Genomic DNA, 20,751 nt, shown 5'->3' with positions numbered 1-20,751 from the left:
GCTCTACGGCTCTACGGGCCGTCCGGTTGCCCGGCGCGATCCGCGATCCCGGTTCGCGGGCCCGCCGGCCGCGAGCCGGCGCCGGTCGTCAGCCGGCCGGCGTCACCGCAGCGCCGGATGGTCCGCGATCACCGTGCAGCTCCCCGGTGCGATCTCCGTGAAGCCGGCGTCCTGGACCACCGGGAGACCGCTGCCCACCAGATCCGCCCACGCCTCGGCCGGGGCCGTCCGGACGGCGAGCGCGAACCCGGACTCCGCCCACTCCTTGCGCTGCGCGTCGTCGAGCCGCCACCAGGCGAGCTGGGCGGCGTGCCCGGTCTGCGCCATCGTCTTGCCGGCGCTCATCTCCAGCTCCGGGTTGAGCCACAGCACCGGCAGCCCCGGCTCGGGCGCCCCGACCTCGGCCGTCTCCTCCAGGTCCGTCCCGGAGACCTGGAGCTTGGCGAGTTCCTTGGGCCAGCCGTCCAGCGGGATCGGCGGGAACACCCGCACCTCCGCCTCCCGTCCCCGCACGGTGACGCCCGGCAGCTCCCCCGCGCGGCGCCACTCGCCGCCGCGGGCCCGCCGGACGACCTTGCGGATCCGGGCGTCCTCCCACGCCGTGACCCGCTCCGCCCACTCGCCGTCCGCCTCGGTCACCCTCGGGTCGGCGAGCAGCGTGAGCACCGCCCGCGCCGAGGTCTCCAGCGCGTCCGTCCGCCCCGGCGGCGTGGCCTTCTCCAACCGGACGACCAGCGGCAGCACGTACTGCGGCCGCGCGTCGCGGCCCTGGGGAGCAGCGGAGTCGGCGGGCGCCGGAACGTCCTCGGCGGCAGCGGGAACGGGGGCCGGGGCGTCGGCCACCGGGGAGTCGAGCGCTGGGGCGTCGTACGGAGAAGTCACCCGTCCAGGATGCCAGCCCCCCGCCGCCCGCCCCGGTCCGCCCCCGGCCGCTCCGGACCGCCCCGGACCGCGCACGAACCACCGCCGAACCACCGCCGAACCGCCGCCGAGGACCACCCGGCCCGGCCGTCCGCCGCGCCCCGGGACCTCAGCGCAGCCGCTGCCGCAGTTCGTCCACCGCTGCCCGGATGCCCGCGCCGTAGGCGTCCGCGGGCAGCGCGTCCAGGCTCCGCACCGCCCGTTCGAGCTGCTCGCGCGCCCGCTCCGGCTCACCGAGCTTGAGGTGGTCCGAGGCCAGGTTGAGGTGCAGCGTCGGGTAGAAGGCGCGCACCTGGTGGGCCGACTCGTAGGTGCGGGCGCACTCGGCGGTCAGCGAGTCGGCAGCCGCGAGCGCCCGCCGGTCCCACTCCAGCTCGGCCCGGGGGTCCTCCTGCAGATCGGCCAGATAGTGCGCCAGGACGCAGCGGTGGAACACGTCCCGTTCTCCCAGCGCGTCCCAGAGCGCCTCGAAACTGGCCCGCGCCTCCGCCGTGCGCCCGCGCTGAGCCGCCTGCACACCGCCCAGTCCGAGGGCGATCCGGGTCAGCGCCGACTCCTCCCCGCCCGGCTCCTGCGAGGACGCGCCCGACGCGCCGGAAGCCTCGGCGGGGCCGGAGGGGCCGGAGGAGGCGGACATGCCGGTCACATGAGACGTATCGGACATGCCCGCAGCCTAACCGCCCGGTCGGTCCGACGCCGCCGCCCGGCCTCCGCTCAGCGCCGGTACCCGCGCTGCGGGTCCCGCTCCTCCGCGTCCTCGTACGTCAGGAACCACCCCTCCGGGTGCGTCGCCGCCAGCAGCAGCTCGGTGCGCTGCTCCGCGCTGAGCTCCGGGTCCCCCTCGTCCGGTCCGTACACGCCGAACAGCTCGTCGTGGCAGCCGTCCCAGTCGTAGTCGTAGAGGTCGGCCGGCAGGTCGCCCATCATGTCGGCCACCGACTCGGGCTGGGAGCCCAGCAGCGCCCGGGCGTCCACCAGCGCCATCCGCAGCGCGATCTCCTCGGCCAGGCAGCGCGGCAGCGGCCACTCGCCGAGCGCGAGGTCGTCGGCCAGGTCGTCGAAGGCCCGGGCCATCGCGCGGCGCCAGCCCCGGTGGAGGTGCCAGGTGCGCTGGGGCAGCCGGGCGAAGACCGTCCAGTCGGCGTCCTCGTCGTCGACCACCGGGTCGTCCCCGTGCTCGTCCAGGTCGTCGTACGCGGCGTCGCCCAGGCCGATCAGCTGGGCGTGCAGCAGGCAGGCGGTGCGCGGGGTGAGCGTCCAGTCGGCGCCCGCGCCGCCGTCCTCGTCCTCGCCGTCGAGCGGGAACAGGTCGGCGAAATCCGGTGTGAAGTCCTCGGTGACGCTGATCTCCAGGGTGCCGCCGATCGCCTCGACGCCCGGGATGACGGCCACCAGCCGGTCGGGGTGCAGCAGCGCACCGAGCGCCGCGTTGGCGTCCTCGGCCACCTCGCGCAGCAGTTCGCGGCGCTGGCCGGCCGGGTCGACGCCCGCGAAGTCCAGGTCCTCGACGGCTCTGATCGCGGCCGCGCGCAGTGCCGGCCAGTCGGTGATCCGCAGGCCCAGCACCACCGTCGCCTCGATCTCCGACGCGCCGGAGTACTCCGCCGCGCCCGGCCCCTGCGGATGATCGTTTCGCTCGCCCATGGGGCTACGGTACGGCTTTTCGGCCGCCCGATCACCGGTCTGATCCAGCTTCTCGAGGCCTTCTCGGCCACCCTTGGCCGTGCCTGCCTCACCCGGACGCAGGACCCCGGCAGGATGGGCGGCATGGCTGACATCAACGAGTACGGCGGCGGGCAGGGCCCGAACGCCGACGTCATGGTCGTGACCACCAACGACATCCCCGGTTTCCGGGTCGACCACGTGATCGGCGAGGTGTTCGGGCTCACCGTGCGCAGCCGCCACCTCGGCAGCCAGATCGGCGCCGGGCTGAAGTCGCTGATCGGCGGTGAGCTGCGCGGGCTGACGAAGACCCTCGTGGAGAGCCGCAACGAGGCGATGCAGCGCCTGGTCGAACAGACCAAGGCGCGTGGCGGCAACGCGGTGCTGATGATGCGGTTCGACGTGACCGAGGCGGCGGACGTCGGCACCGAGGTCTGCGCCTACGGCACGGCCGCGGTCATCTCCCCCATCGCCTGACGCCGGGGAACAGTCCTTGCCGCCGGGATGTTTCACCGGCGTGACTGTTTACGGTGCAACGAACGGTGCCGGGTCCGGCGCCGCCCCCGAACGCGTGGACGTCCTGGTGGTGGGCGCCGGGCAGGCGGGTCTGTCCGCCGCCTACCACCTGCGCCGCCGCGGCTTCGCCCCGCACCGGGAGGGCGTCGACGGCGGCTTCGTCGTGCTCGACGGCAACGCCTCGCCCGGCGGCGCCTGGGCCCACCGCTCGCCGTCCCTGCGGATGGCCACCGTGCACGGTTTCCACGACCTCCCGGACGCCGAACTGCCACCGGTCGACCCGGAGGCACCCGCACGCGAGGTGGTGCCGGGGTACTTCGCGGCGTACGAGGCCCGGCACGCGCTCCCGGTCGTACGCCCGGTCTCGGTGCGCGCGGTGCGCGCGGAGTCGGAGCTGCCCACCTCCCGGCTGCTGGTCGAGACCGACCGGGGCACCTGGTCCACCCGCGCGCTGGTCAACGCCACCGGCACCTGGACCCGCCCCTTCCTGCCGCACTACCCGGGGCACTTCGCGGGCCGCCAGCTGCACTACGCCGACTACCGCGGCCCCGAGGAGTTCACCGGTCGGCGCGTCCTGGTGGTGGGCGGCGGCGCCTCGGCGATCCAGGTGCTGTCCGAGGTCGCGGCGGTCGGCGAGACGGTCTGGGTCACCCGCTCCGAACCCGTGTACCACGACGGCCCGTTCACCCCCGAGTACGGACGCGCGGTGGTCGCCCGGGTCGAGGAGGGGGTCCGCCTGGGCCTGCCGGTGCGCAGCGTGGTGAGCGTCACCGGCCTCGGCCCCTCGGTCGCCTACCGGCGTGCCGAGGAGCTGGGCGCGCTGCACCGCCGACCGATGTTCGACCGGCTCACCGAGCACGGCGTCGCCTGGGGCGACCAGGAGCTGGCGGTGGACGCAATCGTCTGGGCGACCGGATTCCGGCCGGAGGTCGGCCACCTGGCGCCGCTCGGCCTGCGCTCCCCCGGCGGCGGCATCGCGCTCACCGGCACCCGCGCCACCGCCGACCCGCGCGTCCACCTGGTCGGCTACGGTCCGTCCGCCAGCACCATCGGCGCCAACCGGGCCGGGCGCGCCGCCGTCAACGACCTGGTCAAACTGCTCGGGGACCCGGCGAAGGAGCCCGGGACGGCACCGGCCGGGCCCCGGTCGGCACCGGCCGGGCCCGGGAGGGCCGCCGTCGCCGTCTGAGTCCCGGCCGCCCGGCAGCTCCCGTTCGAGGGACCCTGCCGGGCGCCGGCTCCCTCGGCGGACCGGTCAGCGGTCGTAGTCGACCGTCACCCGGTCGGTGACCGGGCGGGCCTGGCAGGTGAGGACGTACCCGGCCGCCAGCTCCTTCTCCTCCAGCGCGAAGTTGCGTCGCATGTCCACCTCGCCCTCGGTGACCAGCGCACGGCAGGTGCCGCAGACGCCGCCCTTGCAGGCGAACGGCAGGTCGGGGCGGGAGCGCTGGGCGCCGTCCAGGATCGAGCGGTCGCGCGGCAGGGTGAGGGTGCTGCCACGGCCGTCGAGGACGACGGTGACCTCGCTGCGCTCTCCGCTGCCGCCCAGGGCGTCGCCGTCCGCGCCTTCCCCGTCCTCGTCGCGCTCGGCGAGCGGCTCGTCCTCGGCGTGGAACAGCTCCTGGTGCACCCGCTCACCGGGCACGCCCAGGTCGGCGAGGAGTTCCTTCGCGTCCGCGACCATGCCGAACGGGCCGCACAGCCACCAGTGCCCGACACCGCCCACGTCCACCAGCGCCGCGAGCAGCGCCCGCACCCGCTCTCCGTCCAGTCGGCCGCTGAGCAGTTCGGCGTCCCTGGTCTCCCGGGAGAGCACGTGGACCAGCTGGAACCGGTCGAGGTAGCGGTCCTTCAGGTCGGCCAGCTCGTCCGCGAACATCACGGTGTCGCTGCGCCGGTTGCCGTAGAGCAGGGTGACGGTGGAGCGCCGGTCGGCGGCCAGGACGGAGGCGGCGATCGACAGCATCGGGGTGATGCCGGAGCCGGCCGCGAGCAGCACGTGGTCGGCGGGGACGCCGAGCTCGGGCGTGAAGAGGCCGGACGGGGTGAGGACCTCCACCTCCTCGCCGGGCCGGGCCTCGCGCACCAGCCAGCGGGAGAACAGCCCGCCGGGCACCTCCCGGACGGCGATCCGCAGCGGGCCGCCGACGGGGGCGCAGATCGAGTAGGAGCGGCGCTCGTCGACGCCGTCCACCACCTTGCGCAGGGTCAGGGTCTGCCCGGGCCGGAAGGCGTACTCGGCCGCCAGCTCGTCCGGCACCTCGAAGGTCACCGCCACGGCGTCGTCGCAGAGCCGCTCCACCCGGTCGATCCGCAGCCGGTGGAAGGCCGGGCGGCGCGCCGGTCGTACGGCGGCCACGGCGTCGAGCGGGTCGACGGCGTCGAGCGCGTCCACGGCGTCGGCAGGGGCCGGGGACGTGGCGGACGCCCCGGACGCTGCGGAGGCGGCTGGAGAGGCGGCGGGCATTCAGATCTCCTTGACGCGTTCGAAGGGCTCACGGCAGGCGCGGCAGCGCCAGAGCGCCTTGCAGGCGGTGGAGCCGAAGCGGGACAGCTCCTCCGTGTCGGTGCCGCCGCACTGCGGGCAGGGCACCGGGACGGCGGCGGCTCCGGTGCGGGCGGGCCCGAGGGTGAGCGGGACGGGACCTCCGGCGGCGGCAGCCGAGCCGGGGCGCGGCGGCGCGATCCCGGCCTCGGCGAGCTTGCGGCGGCCCTCGCGGGTGATCAGGTCGGTGGACCACGGCGGGTCCAGCCGCAGCCGCACCCGGACCTCCGGGTACCCGGCCGCGCGCAGTCGGCGGTCCACGTCGGCGGCCATCTCGGCGACGGCCGGGCAGCCGGAGTAGGTCGGGGTGAGCCAGGCGGTCACCGCGCCGTCGGCGCCGTCGACCTCGACGTCGGCCAGCACGCCCAGGTCCGCCAGCGTGAGCATGGGCAGCTCCGGGTCCGGGACGGCCGCGGCGACCGACCAGGCGAGGTCGCGGGTGGTGGTCCCGGTGCCCGTCACCACGTCGCCCCCGGGTGCGCGCGGGCCACCACCTGGAGCTCGGCCAGCAACGGGCCGAGCGCCTCGGTGTGCACCCCGTCCCGGCCGGCCCGGCCGAGCACGGTGGCCAGCGGCGGGACGTCCGGCACGGTCAGCCCCGCCTCGGCGATGACGGCGCCGAGCGAGCGCAGCACGGGTCCGCGCAGCTCCGCCGGGTCGACGCCGACCCTCAGCTCCACCGGGTGCCCGGTGAACAGCTCCTCCAGCAGCGGCCACACCGCGTCCAGCCCGGCCTGCATCCGCTCCGCCGAGTGCGGCGTGCCGTCGCCGAGCCGCAGCGTCCAGGCGGTGGCGTACTCGCGGTGGTAGGCGAGCTCCTTGACGCCCCGGGTGGCGACCGCGGCCAGTACCGGGTCCGGGTGGCTGCCCAGCGCCTCGTAGAGGGCGCCGCGGGCGGTGGCGAACAGCAGCAGCCGGGCGACGGAGTACGCGAAGTCGCCGTTCGGGGCCTCGACCAGGCGGACGTTGCGGAACTCGTGCTCGTCCCGCCAGTACGCCAGGTCGTCCTCGGTACGGCCGGAGCCGTCCGCCTGGCCGGCCCGGGTGAGCAGCAGGCGGGCCTGGCCGAGCAGGTCGAGGCCGAGGTTGGCGAGCGCGACCTCCTCCTCCAGCTCCGGCGCCCGGGTGCACCACTCGATCAGCCGCTGGGCGAGGATCAGGGCGTCGTCGCCGAGCATCTGGCAGTAGGCGGCGAGGTCGGCGCCGTCCAGTCCGGCGGGCAGGGCGGTGTCCACGCCGAGCAGCGGGTCGGCGAAGCCCGTCCCGTAGGCCCAGCGGCCCTCGCCCTCGGGGCCGGGCGTGGCGTCGGTGAGGCTGAGGTAGACGTGGTCGTCCTCGGTGGACGCGGTGTGGTCGTGCACGGTGGCTCCCCCGTCAGATGTGCGGGACATCCTCGGGGATGTCGTAGAAGGTCGGGTGGCGGTAGACCTTGTCGCCGCTGGGCTCGAAGAACGGGTCGCGCTCGTCCGGGGTCGAGGCGGTGATCGCGTCCGAGCGGACCACCCAGAGGCTGACGCCCTCGTTGCGGCGGGTGTACAGGTCCCGGGCGGCGAGCAACGCCATCCGGTCGTCGGACGCGTGCAGCGAGCCGACGTGGACGTGGTTCAGGCCGCGCCGGGGGCGTACGAACACCTCGTACAGCGGCCAGGCCGCCTTGGCCCCGGCGGTGGGCGCTGCCGGGGATCCGGCCGTGGGCTGTGCCGTGGACCCGGCCTTGGGCTCGGTCACTTTCCGCTCTCCTGTTCGGTGTGCTGCTCGGCGCCGCGCTTGGCGGCGTAGGCGGCGGCCGCCTCGCGCACCCAGGCGCCGTCCTCGTGGGCGGCCCGTCGGCGGTCGATCCGCTGGGCGTTGCAGGGGCCCTGGCCGTGGATGACCCTGGTCAGCTCGGACCAGTCCGGCTCGCCGAAGTCCCAGCCGCCGCGCTCCTCGTTCCAGCGCAGCTCGGGGTCGGGGAGGGTGACGCCCAGGTGTTCGGCCTGCGGGACGGTCATGTCCACGAACCGCTGCCGCAGCTCGTCGTTGGTGTGCCGCTTGATCCGCCAGGCCATCGAGCGGGCGGTGTTCGGCGAGTCGGCGTCCGGGGGCCCGAACATCATCAGCGACGGCCACCACCAGCGGTCGACGGCGTCCTGGACCATCCGGCGCTGGGCCTCGGTGCCGCGCATCAGGGTCATCAGCAGCTCGTAGCCCTGGCGCTGGTGGAAGGACTCCTCCTTGCAGATCCGCACCATGGCGCGGGCGTAGGGGCCGTAGCTGCAGCGGCAGAGCGGGACCTGGTTGCAGATCGCGGCACCGTCCACCAGCCAGCCGATCACGCCGACGTCGGCAAAGGTGAGGGTGGGGTAGTTGAAGATCGAGGAGTACTTCTGGCGGCCGCTGATCAGCTTCTCGGTGAGTTCGGCGCGGTCGACGCCGAGGGTCTCGGCGGCGGCGTAGAGGTAGAGGCCGTGGCCGGCCTCGTCCTGGGCCTTGGCGAGCAGGATGGCCTTGCGGCGCAGCGAGGGCGCGCGGGTGAGCCAGTTGCCCTCGGGCTGCATGCCGATGATCTCGGAGTGGGCGTGCTGGGCGATCTGGCGGATCAGGGTGGCCCGGTAGGCGTCGGGCATCCAGTCCCTGGGCTCGATCCGCTGCTCGGCGGAGATCACCGCCTCGAAGCGGTCCTCCGGCGACTGTGCGGGGATCGCCTCGGTCACCTCTGTTGTCACCACGGTCCCCTCTCGTGTTCCCGCTGCGCTGTCCCGCGCCGGGCTGGCCCGCGCCGGCGCCGGACGCCAACCGACTGACCGTTCGGTCGGTACCATTGTGCGTGGCGAGGCCGCGGGATGGCAAGGGACCGGCGGATCATGGGCGGGCGCACGGGAAACGGATCGCAGCCGACGGGATCCGTACTCCGTCAGCTGCGATCCGTCGACCGTGATCCACGGGCTGTGCGACCCCCTGGCCGTGATCCGCCGGCCGCGACCCGTTCGTCCCGATCCGGCCGCCGCGATCCGGCCGCCGCGATCGGTCAGCGCGCTGCCGCCGGCCGTCCGCCCTCGGCGCCGTCGGCCGCCAGGCTTCCCGGCCAGGCCGCTCAGCCCTTCGACTCAGCCCGCCGCCTCAGCCCTCCACGCGGTCCCGCAGCCGCGGCAGCGGCACCGCCAGCAGGGCCGCGAGCAGGGCGATCCGGGGAGCGAGCTGGTCCAGCCGGATGTACTCGTGCCGGGCGTGGGCGCCGGCGCCCACCGCGCCGAAACCGTCCAGTGTCGGCAGGCCCCGCGAGCCCGGCAGATTGGTGTCACCGGCCCCGCCCGCCGGGGCGCCGTCCACCTGCTGCCCGAGCACCGCGGCGAGCGAACGCACGTGCCGCAGCAGCGGGTTGCCGGTCCGCTCCGGCCAGGCCGGGCGGCTGGACAGCACCTCCGTCCGCACCCGCGCGCCGGGTCGCAGCGCGGTCAGCCGGGCGAGGTTGTCCAGCGTACGGCGCTGCGCCTCGGCCGTGGCGAACCGCAGGCCGAGCTCCGCCTCGGCCCGGCCGGCCACCACGTTGGCCCGCGAACCCCCGCAGATCCGGCCGGCGTTGAGCTCGGTGCCGGGCTGGCCCGCGAGGCCGCGGACGAGCACCAGCTGGTCGACCAGCTCGTCCACCGCCGACACCCCGTCGTGGGCGTCGTTGCCCGCGTGGGCCTCCCGGCCGGTCACGGTGAGCCGGACCCGGGTGCTGCCGCGCCGCGCCGTCTTCAGCCGGCCGTCCGGATGCGGCGGCTCCAACCCCAGCACCGCCGCCGCGCCCCGCAGTTGGCGCTCGACCAGGCGGCGCCCGTCCGGACTGCCGACCTCCTCGTCGGAGACCACGACCAGCCGCACGGTGCGGTGCGGCCGCTCTCCGAGATCCGCGAGCAGCGCCAACGCGCCTTCCAGGACGGCGAGTCCGCCCTTCATGTCGACCACGCCGGGCCCGCTGAGCCGGCCGTCCTGCTCGGCGACCGGCCAGTCGGCCAGGGTGCCGACCGGCCAGACGGTGTCGTGGTGGCCGACGATCAGCAGGTGCGGCAGGGTCTCGTCCCGCCCCTGCCACTCCAGCACCAGGTGGTCACCGGCCGGCCCGGGTTCGCGGCGGGCGGTGGCCCCGGTGGCCCGGAAGCCGGCCGCCAACTCCTCGGCCAGCGCGTCGAGTCTGGGAGCGTCCCCGCTCGGCGACTCGATCCGGGCCAGGTCGGCGCAGCGCCGCCGGACGGCCCCGGCGAGGGTGCGGGCTCGGGCGCTGAGCGCCTGCGGAAGACCGGGCAGCGCCGCGGTCGCGGAGGTGGAGGCCGGCGCGGCGGAGGTCCGGGCGGCGGAAGTCGGGGTCGCGGGCGCGGAGGTGGGGGAGGTCGGGGTCGCGTGAGCGGCGAGGGAGTCGGCGCCCGGGGAGACCGGAGCCGTCACCGGGACGCGCTCGGGTTCGGCGGTGGCACCCGGTGCGTCCGCCGACCCGACGATCTGGGGACTCAACGCTCGCCTCCGCGGCCGCCGCCGGTATTCAGCGGCCGTACCGGCCGGCCGCTCCCGCCCCGGTACCAGGCCCGTACGGACCCCACCGGTCGGCCGGGGTGATGGACGGCCGGTCGGAACGGCCCGTCTGGCCCAAGTGCGGTGGAACGGCTGGGCGGCGTGCCTGGCATGGTGTCCTCCTCGCTCGATCCGGCGCCCGGTACGCCCGGAGCGCCGTGCACGGCGGCTTCCTGGAGTCGGGCGCAGAGGCCGGACCGCCGCAGGGAAGCCGAGATGTGAGCCTAGAAGAACCGTTCGGTTTCCTGCGAGGTGGCCCTGCTCCCAGCGTGCCGGTACCGGCCCCGGCCTGGGACACCCGTCGGACAACGGCGGCGGACGCTCGGCACTCGGGCCCGGATCGGCGCGCGGACGCGGTCGCCGGATCGCGCCCATCTCCACCATGGACCCGCCGCCCGGGTTCGGCAGCGCAAACCGCCAAGGCACGGCAATTCCACGCCGGATGGGTGACAGCGGCTCAGCGGGCGGTACCAACCGGGGGCACGCGACGGCTCAGGGAAGCCCGGACCGCCGCCCGGCCCGCCGCCGGGGAACCGTCCGTACGGACACCGTCCGACGCTGCGCCCCGCCCCGCCCTTCCGAGCGCCCGCCGTCAGACGCCGTCCGCGATCAGCCCGGCATCCCGCGCGAGCAGCGCGGCCCGGACGCGGTCGCCGACACCGAGCGCGGTCAGGATCCGGCCGACGTGCGCCTTGACGGTGCACTCCCGCATGCCCAACGCGCCCGCCATCTCGGCGTTGGACAGCCCGTCGGCAAGTTCGCGGAGCACGTCGGTCTCGCGCGGGGTGAGGCCGGCGATCCGGCTGCGGGCGGTGACCGACCCGGGCGCGGCGACGCGGTGGTAGCGGTCGATCAGCCGCAGCACGGCGGCCGGGTGCAGCATCTCCTGGCCGCCGCAGACCACGTGGACGGCCCGGGCGAGCTCGGCGGCCGGGGTGTCCTTGGGCAGGAAGCCGTCGGCCCCGGCGGCGAGCGCCCGGTACACGGACTCGTCCGGGTCGGCGGTGGTGAGCACGATGACCCGCGGGCCGTCGGGCAGTTCGCGCAGCCGCCGGGTGGCGGCGATGCCGTCGAGCCCGGGCATCCGGAGGTCCATCAGCGCGACGTCGATCCGTCGGCCCCGGGCGAGTTCCACAGCCCGCAACCCGTCGGCGGCCTCGGCGACCACGGTCAGGGACGGGTCCTGGGCGAGGCGGTCGGCCAGGGCGAGACGCACCGGCGCGTCGTCGTCGACGACCATCGTGCGGATCATGCGGCGTCCTCGGGCTGGAGGTCGGTGGCGGCGGGGCCGAGGTCTGCGGGGCTGGTGACCGCGGGGCCGAGGTCTGCGGGGCTGGTGACCGCGGGGCCGGCGGCCAGGGCGGCGGCCCGGCAGAGGACTTCGCGGTCGGCGGTCCGGGGTCGGTCGGGGCCCGACCGGCCGAGCGGACCTCTGCGCACCGGCCCCCTCCCCTCACCCGTTCACCGACCGGTCCGCTCGATGCTAGGGCCCGTCCTCGGACCCCGCAGGCGGAGCTTCGAAGTCGGGCCCCCGCCGGGCGGCGGCGCGGCACCGATCGGGGACGGGTTTCAACGTTCATCCGACAAACGACAGCGAACAGACTTTGAAATCTGTTCGCAGTGTGTCACAGTGGTGAGACCGGAGTCACACCGCCCCGGCGCCACCCGGCGCCGCACGTCCGCCCCTGGAGTACTCATGGCTGCGACCACCCGTCCCGCACAGCGCGCGCTCGGCACCTCCGGGCTCGTCACCTCCGCCCTCGGCCTCGGCTGCATGGGCATGTCCGACCTGTACGGACCGGCCGACGAGGCGGAGAGCATCGCCACCATCCACGCCGCCCTGGACGCCGGGATCACCCTCCTCGACACCGGCGACTTCTACGGCATGGGCCACAACGAGCTGCTGATCCACGAGGCGCTGCGCGGCCGCGACCGCGAGAGCGTGCAGATCAGCGTGAAGTTCGGCGCCCAGCGCGACCCGCACGGCCAGTGGCTCGGTTACGACGCGAGCCCGGCGGCCACCAAGACCGCGCTCGCCTACACCCTGCGCCGCCTGCGCACCGACCACGTCGACGTCTACCGCCCGGCCCGCCTCGACCCGAAGGTCCCGATCGAGGAGACCGTCGGCGCCATCGCCGACCTGGTGAAGGCCGGCTACGTCCGCCACATCGGGCTGTCCGAGGTCGGTGCCGACACCCTGCGCCGCGCCGCCGCCGTCCACCCGATCAGCGACCTCCAGATCGAGTACTCGCTGCTCTCCCGCTCCATCGAGGACACCGTGCTGCCCGCCGCCCGCGAACTCGGCATCGGCGTCACCGCGTACGGCGTGCTCTCCCGCGGCCTGCTCAGCGGCCACTGGAACCCGGAGCGTCCGCTCGACGGGACCGACTTCCGCGGCCGCAGCCCCCGCTTCCAGGGCGACAACCTGACCCACAACCTCGCGCTCGTCGAAGCGCTGCGCCGGGTCGCCGGCGCCAAGGACGCGAGCGTCGCCCAGGTCGCCATCGCCTGGGTCGCCTCGCGCGGGGCGGACATCGTGCCGCTGGTCGGCGCCCGCCGCCGGGACCGCCTGACCGAGGCGCTCGGCGCGCAGGACCTCACGCTGACCACGGAGGACCTCGCCGCGATCGAGGCGGCCGTGCCCGCCGGTGCCGCCGCCGGCGACCGGTACGCTGCCGCGCAGATGGCCCATCTGGACAGTGAGCGCTGACCGGTCCGGCACCGAGCACCACCCCGAGCACCACCCGACCGCACGACCCTAAGGACGGCCCTCCCCGTGACCACGGACACCGCACTCACCGCCGAGCAGATCCTGATCGCGGCGGAGGACGTCCTCCGGCGGTTCGGCCCGGCCAAGGCCACCGTCGTGGACGTCTCCCGCGAGCTCGGCGTCAGCCACAGCAGCGTCTACCGGCACTTCCCCAGCAAGGCCGCCCTGCGCGAGGCGGTCACCCAGCGCTGGCTCGACCAGGCGCACCACGAGCTGGAGACGATCTCCCTCGACGGCGGCGCCGCCGCCGAACGCCTCAGGCGCTGGCTGACCGCGCTGTTCGCGGCCAAGCGGAGGAAGGCGCTCGACGACCCGGAGCTGTTCGCCACCTACATGGTGCTGGTGGCGGAGAACAGCGGCACCGTCGCGGCGCACATCGACACCCTGGTCAGGCAGATCGCGCAGATCGTCCAGGCCGGCGTGGACGGCGAGGAGTTCGCGCCCACCGACGTCCTCGCCACCTCCCGCGCCGTCTTCGATGCCACCGCCCCCTTCCACGACCCGGCCTATGCGTCCACCTGGTCCGAGCCGACGGCCGACGAGCGCTTCGAGGCCGTCTGGAAGCTCGTGCTGGGCGGCCTGAAGGGGAACTGACGCCACGCCACACACGCGTTGACGGCGGCCGGGGTGGCATCCGGTCGCCGGCAGCCCCGTCCGCCGGGCAGACCGGCGGGCACACCGTCGACCCCACCTGGAGGATGACATGCGAGCGGCCGGCCCGGTCCTGGACAGCCTGCAGGGGCTCGCCCTCGGCGACGCCTTCGGCGACCGGTGGTTCTCCGTCCCGATCGACGAGCTGTCCGACGCACTGGCCGTCCGCACGCTCCGCCCGGCGCCCTGGCCCTGGACCGACGACACCGCGATGGCCCTCGTCCTGGTCCGCCACCTGATCACCTGGGGCGAGGTCCGGCAGGACGCGCTGGCCGGGGACTTCGCCGCGGAGTACGGCCGGGAGTACCACCGCGACTACGGTCCGGCGATGCACCGGGTGCTGCGCGGCATCGGCTCCGGCGGGGACTGGCGCGCCATCACCTCGAGCCAGTTCGAGGGCCAGGGGTCGTACGGGAACGGCGCCGCGATGCGGGTGGCGCCGCTGGGCGCCTGGTTCGCCGACGACCTGGACGAGACCGTGCGGCAGGCCGAACTCCAGGCACTCACCACGCACTTCCACCCCGAGGCGGTCGCCGGGGCGGTGGCGGTCGCGCTCGCGGCGGCGCTCGCCGTCCGCACCCGGGGCCGGCGCGCCCCCGGTCGGGCGGAACTGCTCACCGAGATCGCCGGGCGGCTGCCGGACAGCGAGGTCCGCTCCGGCCTGCGGATCGCGGCCCGGATGCCCGACCGCACCAGCGTCCGGCACGCGGCCGCGGTGCTCGGCTCCGGGCTCCTGATCTCCGCCCCCGACACCGTCCCGTTCGCCCTGTGGTCCGCCGCCGGGCACCTGGACTCGCTGCCCGAGGCGATCTGGCACACCGTGGCGGGCGGCGGCGACACGGACACCACCTGCGCCATCGCCGCCGGGGTGGTCGCCGCCCGCACCGGGCTCGCCGACGTCCCGTCGGCCTGGCTGGCCGCCCGCGAGGAACTGCCGGACTGGGTCGCCGAGGTGTCGACCTCCTCCTGACCCGGCCTGCGCCGGAGGTCGGAGGTACGGGCCGGCCCCTCCCCCCGAAGGGGCCGGCCCTGTCAGGGGGTCCGCAACCGGGGCGTCACCGCCGCGAGTTGCCGAAGACCAGCCGGTAGGCGATCAGCAGCACCAGCGCCCCGCCGATGGCCGACACCCAGGTCGGACCGTCGAAGAAGCGCGCCGAGATCGACCTGTGCAGGAAGTGCGACGCGATCCAGCCGCCGACGAAGGAACCGGCGATGCCGATCAGGGTCGTCACGATCAGACCGCCCGGGTCCCTCCCGGGCAGCAGCAGCTTGGCCAGGGCACCCGCCACCAGGCCCAGCACGATCCACGCGATGATGCTCATCCGTCCGTCCCTCCCGTCCACGGCGCGGCGGCCCCGTCCCGCGCGCTCTGCTCCGAAGGACGCCGCCGTCCGCGGCCCGGTTCCGCCGCCCCGGACGGGGTGCTGCGATCCGGCCGTGCCCGGCCGACCGGTCCGCGCGTGGCGTTCTTCCGGCGGACCGCCCGCGTCGCGATACTGCGGCCATGCGCATCCTGATCGCCGCCGCCGGCTCCCGGGGCGACGTCGACCCCTTCACCGGGCTCGGTGCCCGCCTGCGCACGGCCGGGCATCAGGTGGCCGTCGCCACCCACGCCACCTTCGCCGGGTCGGTGCGGGCCGCCGGGCTGGAGTTCCGCCCGCTGCCGGTCGACCCGCGCGCCGAACTCGCCTCGGCCGGAGGCCGGCGGCTGCTGCGGGCCGGCAGCGGGCCCCGGGCCGTCCTGCAGCTCCTGCGGCTGGGCCGGAGGTTCATGCCCGCCCTCGGCGAGGGCATCGCCGAGGCGACGGCGCTCGGCACCGACCTGCTGCTCACCACGAGCACCACCGGCGCACTCGGGCAGGTGGCCGCCGAGGCGGCCGGCGTCCCCACCCTCGGGCTCCACCTGCAACCCCTCTCCCCCACCGCCGAGTTCGCCCCCGCCGTCACCGGCACCCGGTCACTCGGCGGGCCCGGCAACCTGCTCGCCGGGCACGCCGTCCAAGCCGCGACCGACCAGTTGTTCGCCCCGGCCGTCCGCGCCCTGCGGCGACAGCTCGGGCTGCCGCCGCTGAGCGTCGCCCGCGCCCGGCGCGACCAGGCCGTGCTGCACGGCTTCTCGCCACGGGTCGTCCCCCGACCCAGCGACTGGCACCCCCGACTGGACGTGGCCGGCTACTGGTGGCCGCCCGAGCGCACCGACTGGCAGCCGCCCGCCCGGTTGCTCGCGTTCCTCGCCGCCGGTCCGCCGCCGGTCTTCGTCGGCTTCGGCAGCCTGGTCGTGCCCGGGCCCGAGCGGCTCACCCGGGCCGTCCTCGCCGCCGCGCGGATCGCCCGGGTGCGCGTGCTGCTGCAGTCCGGCTGGAGCGGGCTGGCCGCCGAGGACTCGGAGTCCGTACTGACCATCGGCGACACCCCGCACGAGTGGCTGTTCCCGCGCACCGCCGCCGTCGTCCACCACGCGGGTGCGGGCACCACGGCCGCCGTCCTCCGCTCCGGCACCCCGACCGTCCCGGTGCCCGCCCAGCTCGACGCCCCCTTCTGGTCCGCCCGCCTGACCGGGCTCGGCGTCACCCCCGGTCCGGTGCCGCTGCGCACCCTCACTCCCGCCAGGCTGGCCGCCGCGGTCCGCCGGACCGTGGACGACCCCCGCTACCGCGCCCGGGCCCGGGCCGTCGCCGAGGCGCTCGCCGCCGAGGACGGGGCCGCGAAGGTCCTGGCCGCGGTCGAGCAGAAGGGTGCGTCGTCCGCCGGATGACGAGGGCCCGCCGGCGGAGCGCTCAGCTCTCGTCCGTCAGCGCCTCGTCCGGCACCCGCCCGACAGCCCCCCGGCGCGGGCCGGCGGCATCCGCCGCGTGCCGCCCCCGTCCCCGCCGCCGGCCGCCCGGCACCCCACTGAGCAGCAGGTACAGCACCGAGGCCGCCGCGAAGCCGACCGCCCAGCCGTAGTCGGCGAGCGGCTTGAGGACGGGAACGAGCCCGTCCACCGGGAACGGGCCCTGCTTGACCCCGTGCCCGTCGACGGCCGAGTACGAGCCGCCGACCGCCAGCAGGCCGCCGACCAGCAGCGCGACGACCGCCCGCCAGTTCCACCCGGCGGCGTACCAGTACGCGCCGAACGGCCGGTAGAGGTCGGCGAGTCGGAGCCGGGTGCGGCGCAGGACCCAGTAGTCCGCGATCAGCACCCCGGCGACCGTGCCGAGCAGGCCGCCGACGACCCCCAGCCAGACGAAGATGTACACGTGCGGGTCGGCGATCAGCTTCCACGGGAAGATCGCGATCCCGACCACCCCGGTGATCAACGCCCCGGTGCGGAAGTTGACGAACCGGGGCAGCAGGTTGGCCAGGTCGTAGGCCGGGGAGACGACGTTCGCGGCGATGTTCACCGACAGCGTCGCGACCAGGACCGTCAACAGCGCGAACAGGACGGCCGCCGGGTTCTCCATCTTCGCCGCCAGCTCGATCGGGTCCCAGACCGGCACTCCGTAGACCGCCTCGGAGCCCGAGGTGACCAGCACCGACAGCAGGGCGAAGAGCGTCATCGTGGTCGGCAGGCCGAGCGCCTGCCCGCGTATCTGGGCCCGCTGGCTGCCGCCGAAGCGGGTGAAGTCCGGGATGTTCAGCGACAGCGTCGACCAGAAGCCGATCATGCCCATCAGGGACGGGAAGAAGACCTTCCAGAACCCGCCGCCCCACCCGAGCCGCGACGGCTGGGAGAGCAGCGGCCCCAGCCCGCCCGCCTTGACGGAGATCCACACCAGCAGCGCCAGCGCGCCGACGACGACGAACGGCGCCGCCCAGTTCTCGAAGCGCCGCAGCGCCTCCATCCCGCGGGCGATGATGACCATCTCGATCAGCCAGAACACCAGGAAGGACAGCCACTGCGTCCACGGGTGGCCACCGAATTCCGCTGCGGTGCGCCAGCGTTCGCCGAGCAGCCGGCCCGCCAGCAGGAAGATCCCCTCCCCGCCGATCCAGGTCTGGATGCCGAACCAGGCGCAGGCCACCGCGGCCCGGAGGAGCGCGGGCAGGTTGGCACCGCGCAGCCCGAAGGAGGCCCGGGCGAACACCGGGAACGGGATGCCGTACTTGGTGCCGGCGTGGCCGGTGAGCAGCATCGGGACCAGCACGACCAGGTTGGCGAGTGCGATGGTGAGCACCGCCTGCTTCCAGTCCATGCCGATCGCGACCAGGCCCGAAGCCAGCGTCCAGGAGGGGATGTTGTGGGCCATGCCGACCCAGAGCGCCAGGAAGTTGTAGGTGGTCCAGGTGCGCCGTCGCACCGGGACCGGCCTCAGGTCCTCGCTGGTGAAACCGTTCGCGGGCAACTCACCGGCGGCCGGGTCGAGTTCGACCCGGCCGTCGGGGTGCTGCAGCTGTCTGCCGCCGCTGGTCGCGGTGTCGGTCATGGGCAACTCCCGTCTGATGCGCGGGGATCAGCGGATGGAGCACTCGGTGGAGCAGCGGAAGGGCCGTTCCGGGGGCGGCCCGGACGGGACGGCCCGGCCGCGGCGGCCCGGCGGTGGCGGGGCCGCACAGCAGCGGTGGCGGATCGGGCGGGTGGCGGATCGGGCGGGTGGCGGATCGGGCGGTGGTGGATCGGAAGCGGTGGATCAGAGGTGGGGGATCAGAGGTGGGGGATCACGTCCGTCCCGTAGGCGTCGATGGTGCTCTCGACCGCGTCGTGCATGGCGTAGACGGCGAACTGGTCGACGCCCAGCGAGCGGAGCTCCGCCAGCCGGGCCCGGTGGGCCTCCACCGGGCCGAGCAGGCAGAAGCGGTCGACGATCCCGTCCGGGACGAAGGCCGTGTCGGGGTTCCCGGCCCGGCCGTGGTGGCTGTAGTCGTAGCCCTGGCGGTCCTTGATGTAGTCGGTGAGCGCGTCGGGCACCAGGTCGGAGTGCTCGCCGTAGTGCGCGACCAGGTCGGCGACGTGGTTGCCGACCATCCCGCCGAACCAGCGGCACTGCTCCCTGGCGTGGGCGAGCGCGTCGGGCGAGTCGTCGGCGGTGATGTACGCGGGTGCCGCGACGCACACGGTGACCGAGGACGGGTCCCGGCCCGCGTCGGCGGCAGCGGCGCGGACGGCCTTGACCATGTACTCGGTGAGGTACGGGTCGGCCAGCTGCAGGATGAACCCGTCGGCCTGGCGCCCGGTCAGCGCGAGCGCCTTCGGCCCGTAGGCGCCCATCCACACCGGCAGCGCGGCGCCGGGGCGCACCCAGGGCAGGTGCATCTCGGTGCCGTCCACCTCGACGGTGCGCCCTTCGGCCAACTCCTTGATGGCGTGCATGGCGTGGGAGAGCCGGTCGAGGGTGGCGGGCCGGCGTCCGGCGACCCGCATGGCGGAGTCGCCGCGGCCGATGCCGCAGACGGTGCGGTTGCCGTACATGTCGTTGAGCGTGGCGAAGAGGGAGGCGGTGACCTCCCAGGTGCGGGTGGAGGGGTTGGTGACCATCGGGCCGACGGTCAGCCGCTCGGTCTCGGCGAGGATGCGGCTGTAGATGACGAAGGGCTCCTGCCACAGCACGCAGGAGTCGAAGGTCCAGCCGTGGCTGAACCCGGCCCGCTCGGCGCGGATCATCCGGTCGATGAGCAGGCGGGCGGGCGGGTCGGTCTGCAGGACGAGGCCGATGTCCATGGGTGCTCCGGAGGGGTGGGGAGGGCGCCCGGGGCCGGCGCGCACCGCGCGGCCCCGGGGCGGGAGGGGAGGGGGTCAGGTCAGGTCAGGTACTGGCAGGTGTCGCGGCGCAGGAAGGCGCCGTGCCCGGCGCGGCCGAGCCAGCGGCCGCCGTCGAGGACGACGGTGCCGCGCGAGAGCACCGTCCGGGCCCGGCCGGTCAGTCGGCGGCCCTCGTAGGCCGAGTAGTCCACGTTCATGTGGTGGGTGGCGGCGGAGACGGTCTGCACCGCGGTGGGGTCGTAGACCACCAGGTCGGCGTCGGCGCCCGGGGCGACGGTGCCCTTGCGCGGGTACAGGCCGAACATCCGGGCCGGGGTGGTGCAGGCGATCTCGATCCAGCGGCGCCGGCCGATGTGCCCGTCCACCACGGCCTGGTGGAGCAGGTCCATCCGGTTCTCCACGCCGGGGAGGCCGTTGGGGATCTTCGAGAAGTCGCCGCGACCGAGCTCCTTCTGGCCGACGTAGCAGAACGGGCAGTGGTCGGTGGAGACCACCTGGAGGTCGTTGGTGCGCAGTCCGCGCCAGAGCGCCGCCTGGTGCTCGCGGGGCCGCAGCGGCGTGCTGCACACGTACTTGGCGCCCTCGAAGCCGTCCGCGCCCTCCTCGGCGAGGTTGTCGGTGGAGAGGAAGAGGTACTGGGGGCAGGTCTCGCCGAAGACGTTGAGCCCGGTGTCGCGGGCCCGGGCGAGTTCCTCCAGGGCGGAGGCGGCGGAGACATGCACCACGTACAGCGGGCTGCCGGCGACCTGGGCCAGCTTGATCGCCCGGTGGGTGGCCTCGGCCTCCAGCAGCTCGCGGCGGACCTCGCCGTGGTAGCGGGGGGCGGTGCGCCCGGCGGCGAGGGCCTGTTCGACCAGGACGTCGATGGCGATGCCGTTCTCCGCGTGCATCATGATCAGCCCGCCGTTGGCGGCACCGCGCTGCATGGCGCGCAGGATGCGGCCGTCGTCGCTGTAGAAGACGCCGGGGTAGGCCATGAACAGCTTGAAGGAGGTGGACTCGCCGGAGTCGACGAGCGCGTCCATCTCCTTGAGGACGGCGTCGTTGACGTCGGAGACGATGGTGTGGAAGGCGTAGTCGATCGCGCAGTTGCCCTCGGCCTTGGCGTGCCAGGTGTCCAGGCCCTCGCGCAGTGAGCCGCCGACGGGTTGGACGGCGAAGTCCACGATGGTGGTGGTGCCGCCCCAGGCGGCGGCGCGGGTGCCGGTCTCGAAGGTGTCGGAGGCCGCGGTGCCGCCGAAGGGCAGTTCCATGTGGGTGTGGGCGTCGACGCCGCCCGGGATGACGTAGTGGCCGGTGGCGTCGATGACGGTGTCGGCGGTCCAGGCCCCGGCGGCCGCGCTGCCGGTGGCCGCCAGGGCGGCGATGCGCTCGCCCTCGATCAGGACGTCGGCGTGGAGCTCGTCGGTGGCGGTGATGACGAGGCCGCCGCGGATGACGGTGCGCTGGTGCGGGTCGCGGGTGGTCATCGCGGTG

At 75.0% G+C, this 20,751-nt stretch carries 21 protein-coding genes; 6 read left to right on the top strand and 15 right to left on the bottom strand.

The window, feature by feature from the left end:
- Window positions 1-102: 102 nt before the first annotated feature.
- The 3 genes from ABT247_RS02000 to ABT247_RS01990 all read right to left on the bottom strand — a co-directional run bounded on the left by ABT247_RS02000 (window position 103) and on the right by ABT247_RS01990 (window position 2,565).
- On the bottom strand, window positions 103-882 hold the full coding sequence (locus ABT247_RS02000) for an aminoacyl-tRNA hydrolase (protein ID WP_350736448.1): 780 nt from the start codon (window positions 880-882) through the stop codon (window positions 103-105).
- A gap of 148 nt (window positions 883-1,030) precedes the next feature.
- A complete protein-coding gene (locus ABT247_RS01995) occupies window positions 1,031-1,585 on the bottom strand; it encodes a hypothetical protein (protein WP_350736445.1) in 555 nt (184 codons plus the stop codon).
- Between the two features lie 50 nt (window positions 1,586-1,635).
- Window positions 1,636-2,565 carry a hypothetical protein gene (locus ABT247_RS01990; RefSeq protein WP_350736442.1) on the bottom strand — a complete coding sequence of 310 codons (930 nt, stop codon included), beginning with the start codon at window positions 2,563-2,565 and terminating at the stop codon, window positions 1,636-1,638.
- Between the two features lie 123 nt (window positions 2,566-2,688).
- Between ABT247_RS01990 and ABT247_RS01985 the strand changes: the two genes are divergently transcribed.
- Both ABT247_RS01985 and ABT247_RS01980 read left to right on the top strand, forming a co-directional pair.
- Window positions 2,689-3,060 carry a YbjQ family protein gene (locus ABT247_RS01985; RefSeq protein ID WP_350736439.1) on the top strand — a complete coding sequence of 124 codons (372 nt, stop codon included), beginning with the start codon at window positions 2,689-2,691 and terminating at the stop codon, window positions 3,058-3,060.
- Window positions 3,061-3,100: 40 nt separating this feature from the next.
- Complete coding sequence (locus ABT247_RS01980; RefSeq protein ID WP_350736437.1) at window positions 3,101-4,288, top strand: NAD(P)-binding domain-containing protein; 1,188 nt, start codon at window positions 3,101-3,103, stop codon at window positions 4,286-4,288.
- Between the two features lie 66 nt (window positions 4,289-4,354).
- Here ABT247_RS01980 and paaE read toward each other — a convergent pair whose 3' ends face one another.
- The 8 genes from paaE to ABT247_RS01940 form a co-directional block, all read right to left on the bottom strand.
- Window positions 4,355-5,566, bottom strand: coding sequence for a 1,2-phenylacetyl-CoA epoxidase subunit PaaE (gene paaE / locus ABT247_RS01975; RefSeq protein ID WP_350736435.1), 1,212 nt, complete (start codon window positions 5,564-5,566; stop codon window positions 4,355-4,357).
- A complete protein-coding gene (gene paaD / locus ABT247_RS01970) occupies window positions 5,567-6,109 on the bottom strand; it encodes a 1,2-phenylacetyl-CoA epoxidase subunit PaaD (protein WP_392897879.1) in 543 nt (180 codons plus the stop codon).
- The gene (gene paaC / locus ABT247_RS01965; protein WP_392897882.1) at window positions 6,103-7,035 is read right to left on the bottom strand and encodes a 1,2-phenylacetyl-CoA epoxidase subunit PaaC; all 933 of its coding nucleotides are present in this window, start codon (window positions 7,033-7,035) and stop codon (window positions 6,103-6,105) included. Before paaC ends, paaD begins: the two co-directional genes overlap by 7 nt.
- The gene (gene paaB / locus ABT247_RS01960; RefSeq protein ID WP_217680971.1) at window positions 7,019-7,285 is read right to left on the bottom strand and encodes a 1,2-phenylacetyl-CoA epoxidase subunit PaaB; all 267 of its coding nucleotides are present in this window, start codon (window positions 7,283-7,285) and stop codon (window positions 7,019-7,021) included. The genes paaC and paaB overlap by 17 nt, the downstream gene beginning before the upstream one ends.
- 83 nt (window positions 7,286-7,368) lie before the next feature.
- Window positions 7,369-8,349: a 1,2-phenylacetyl-CoA epoxidase subunit PaaA gene (gene paaA / locus ABT247_RS01955; RefSeq protein ID WP_350736427.1), complete on the bottom strand. Its 981-nt coding sequence runs from the start codon at window positions 8,347-8,349 to the stop codon at window positions 7,369-7,371.
- 394 nt (window positions 8,350-8,743) lie between these two features.
- Window positions 8,744-10,117, bottom strand: a complete 1,374-nt coding sequence (locus ABT247_RS01950) for a M20 family metallopeptidase (RefSeq protein WP_350736424.1) — start codon at window positions 10,115-10,117, stop codon at window positions 8,744-8,746.
- A gap of 649 nt (window positions 10,118-10,766) precedes the next feature.
- Window positions 10,767-11,426, bottom strand: coding sequence for a response regulator (locus ABT247_RS01945; protein ID WP_350736421.1), 660 nt, complete (start codon window positions 11,424-11,426; stop codon window positions 10,767-10,769).
- A complete protein-coding gene (locus tag ABT247_RS01940) occupies window positions 11,423-11,614 on the bottom strand; it encodes a hypothetical protein (RefSeq protein ID WP_350736418.1) in 192 nt (63 codons plus the stop codon). The genes ABT247_RS01945 and ABT247_RS01940 overlap by 4 nt, the downstream gene beginning before the upstream one ends.
- A gap of 256 nt (window positions 11,615-11,870) precedes the next feature.
- Here ABT247_RS01940 and ABT247_RS01935 point away from each other — a divergent pair, with 256 nt between their 5' ends.
- The 3 genes from ABT247_RS01935 (at window position 11,871) to ABT247_RS01925 (ending at window position 14,565) form a co-directional block, all read left to right on the top strand.
- Window positions 11,871-12,884, top strand: a complete 1,014-nt coding sequence (locus ABT247_RS01935) for an aldo/keto reductase (protein ID WP_350736415.1) — start codon at window positions 11,871-11,873, stop codon at window positions 12,882-12,884.
- Window positions 12,885-12,950: 66 nt separating this feature from the next.
- The gene (locus ABT247_RS01930) at window positions 12,951-13,538 is read left to right on the top strand and encodes a TetR/AcrR family transcriptional regulator (RefSeq protein ID WP_350736412.1); all 588 of its coding nucleotides are present in this window, start codon (window positions 12,951-12,953) and stop codon (window positions 13,536-13,538) included.
- A 109-nt stretch (window positions 13,539-13,647) separates the two neighbouring features.
- Window positions 13,648-14,565, top strand: coding sequence for an ADP-ribosylglycohydrolase family protein (locus tag ABT247_RS01925; RefSeq protein WP_350736409.1), 918 nt, complete (start codon window positions 13,648-13,650; stop codon window positions 14,563-14,565).
- Window positions 14,566-14,650: 85 nt separating this feature from the next.
- Here the strand turns inward: ABT247_RS01925 and ABT247_RS01920 are convergent, their stop codons facing one another.
- Complete coding sequence (locus ABT247_RS01920) at window positions 14,651-14,917, bottom strand: GlsB/YeaQ/YmgE family stress response membrane protein (RefSeq protein ID WP_350736406.1); 267 nt, start codon at window positions 14,915-14,917, stop codon at window positions 14,651-14,653.
- A gap of 182 nt (window positions 14,918-15,099) precedes the next feature.
- Here ABT247_RS01920 and ABT247_RS01915 point away from each other — a divergent pair, with 182 nt between their 5' ends.
- Window positions 15,100-16,350 carry a glycosyltransferase gene (locus ABT247_RS01915; protein WP_350736404.1) on the top strand — a complete coding sequence of 417 codons (1,251 nt, stop codon included), beginning with the start codon at window positions 15,100-15,102 and terminating at the stop codon, window positions 16,348-16,350.
- Window positions 16,351-16,372: 22 nt separating this feature from the next.
- On the opposite strand, the gene ABT247_RS01910 is transcribed toward ABT247_RS01915, so the two are convergent.
- The 3 genes from ABT247_RS01910 to hydA all read right to left on the bottom strand — a co-directional run bounded on the left by ABT247_RS01910 (window position 16,373) and on the right by hydA (window position 20,744).
- Complete coding sequence (locus tag ABT247_RS01910; RefSeq protein ID WP_350736401.1) at window positions 16,373-18,001, bottom strand: NCS1 family nucleobase:cation symporter-1; 1,629 nt, start codon at window positions 17,999-18,001, stop codon at window positions 16,373-16,375.
- A 218-nt stretch (window positions 18,002-18,219) separates the two neighbouring features.
- The gene (locus tag ABT247_RS01905; protein ID WP_350736398.1) at window positions 18,220-19,233 is read right to left on the bottom strand and encodes a TIGR03842 family LLM class F420-dependent oxidoreductase; all 1,014 of its coding nucleotides are present in this window, start codon (window positions 19,231-19,233) and stop codon (window positions 18,220-18,222) included.
- A gap of 80 nt (window positions 19,234-19,313) precedes the next feature.
- Entirely contained in the window at window positions 19,314-20,744 is a 1,431-nt protein-coding gene (gene hydA / locus ABT247_RS01900; RefSeq protein WP_350736395.1) for a dihydropyrimidinase, read from the bottom strand.
- Between the last annotated feature and the right edge of the window lie 7 nt (window positions 20,745-20,751).

Origin of the sequence: Kitasatospora sp. NPDC001539 (genome assembly GCF_040298565.1) — a bacterium.
Lineage (GTDB): Bacteria > Actinomycetota > Actinomycetes > Streptomycetales > Streptomycetaceae > Kitasatospora.
The sequence above is the reverse complement of the archived record's forward strand: the minus strand, read 5'-3'. Positions and strand labels throughout refer to the sequence as shown.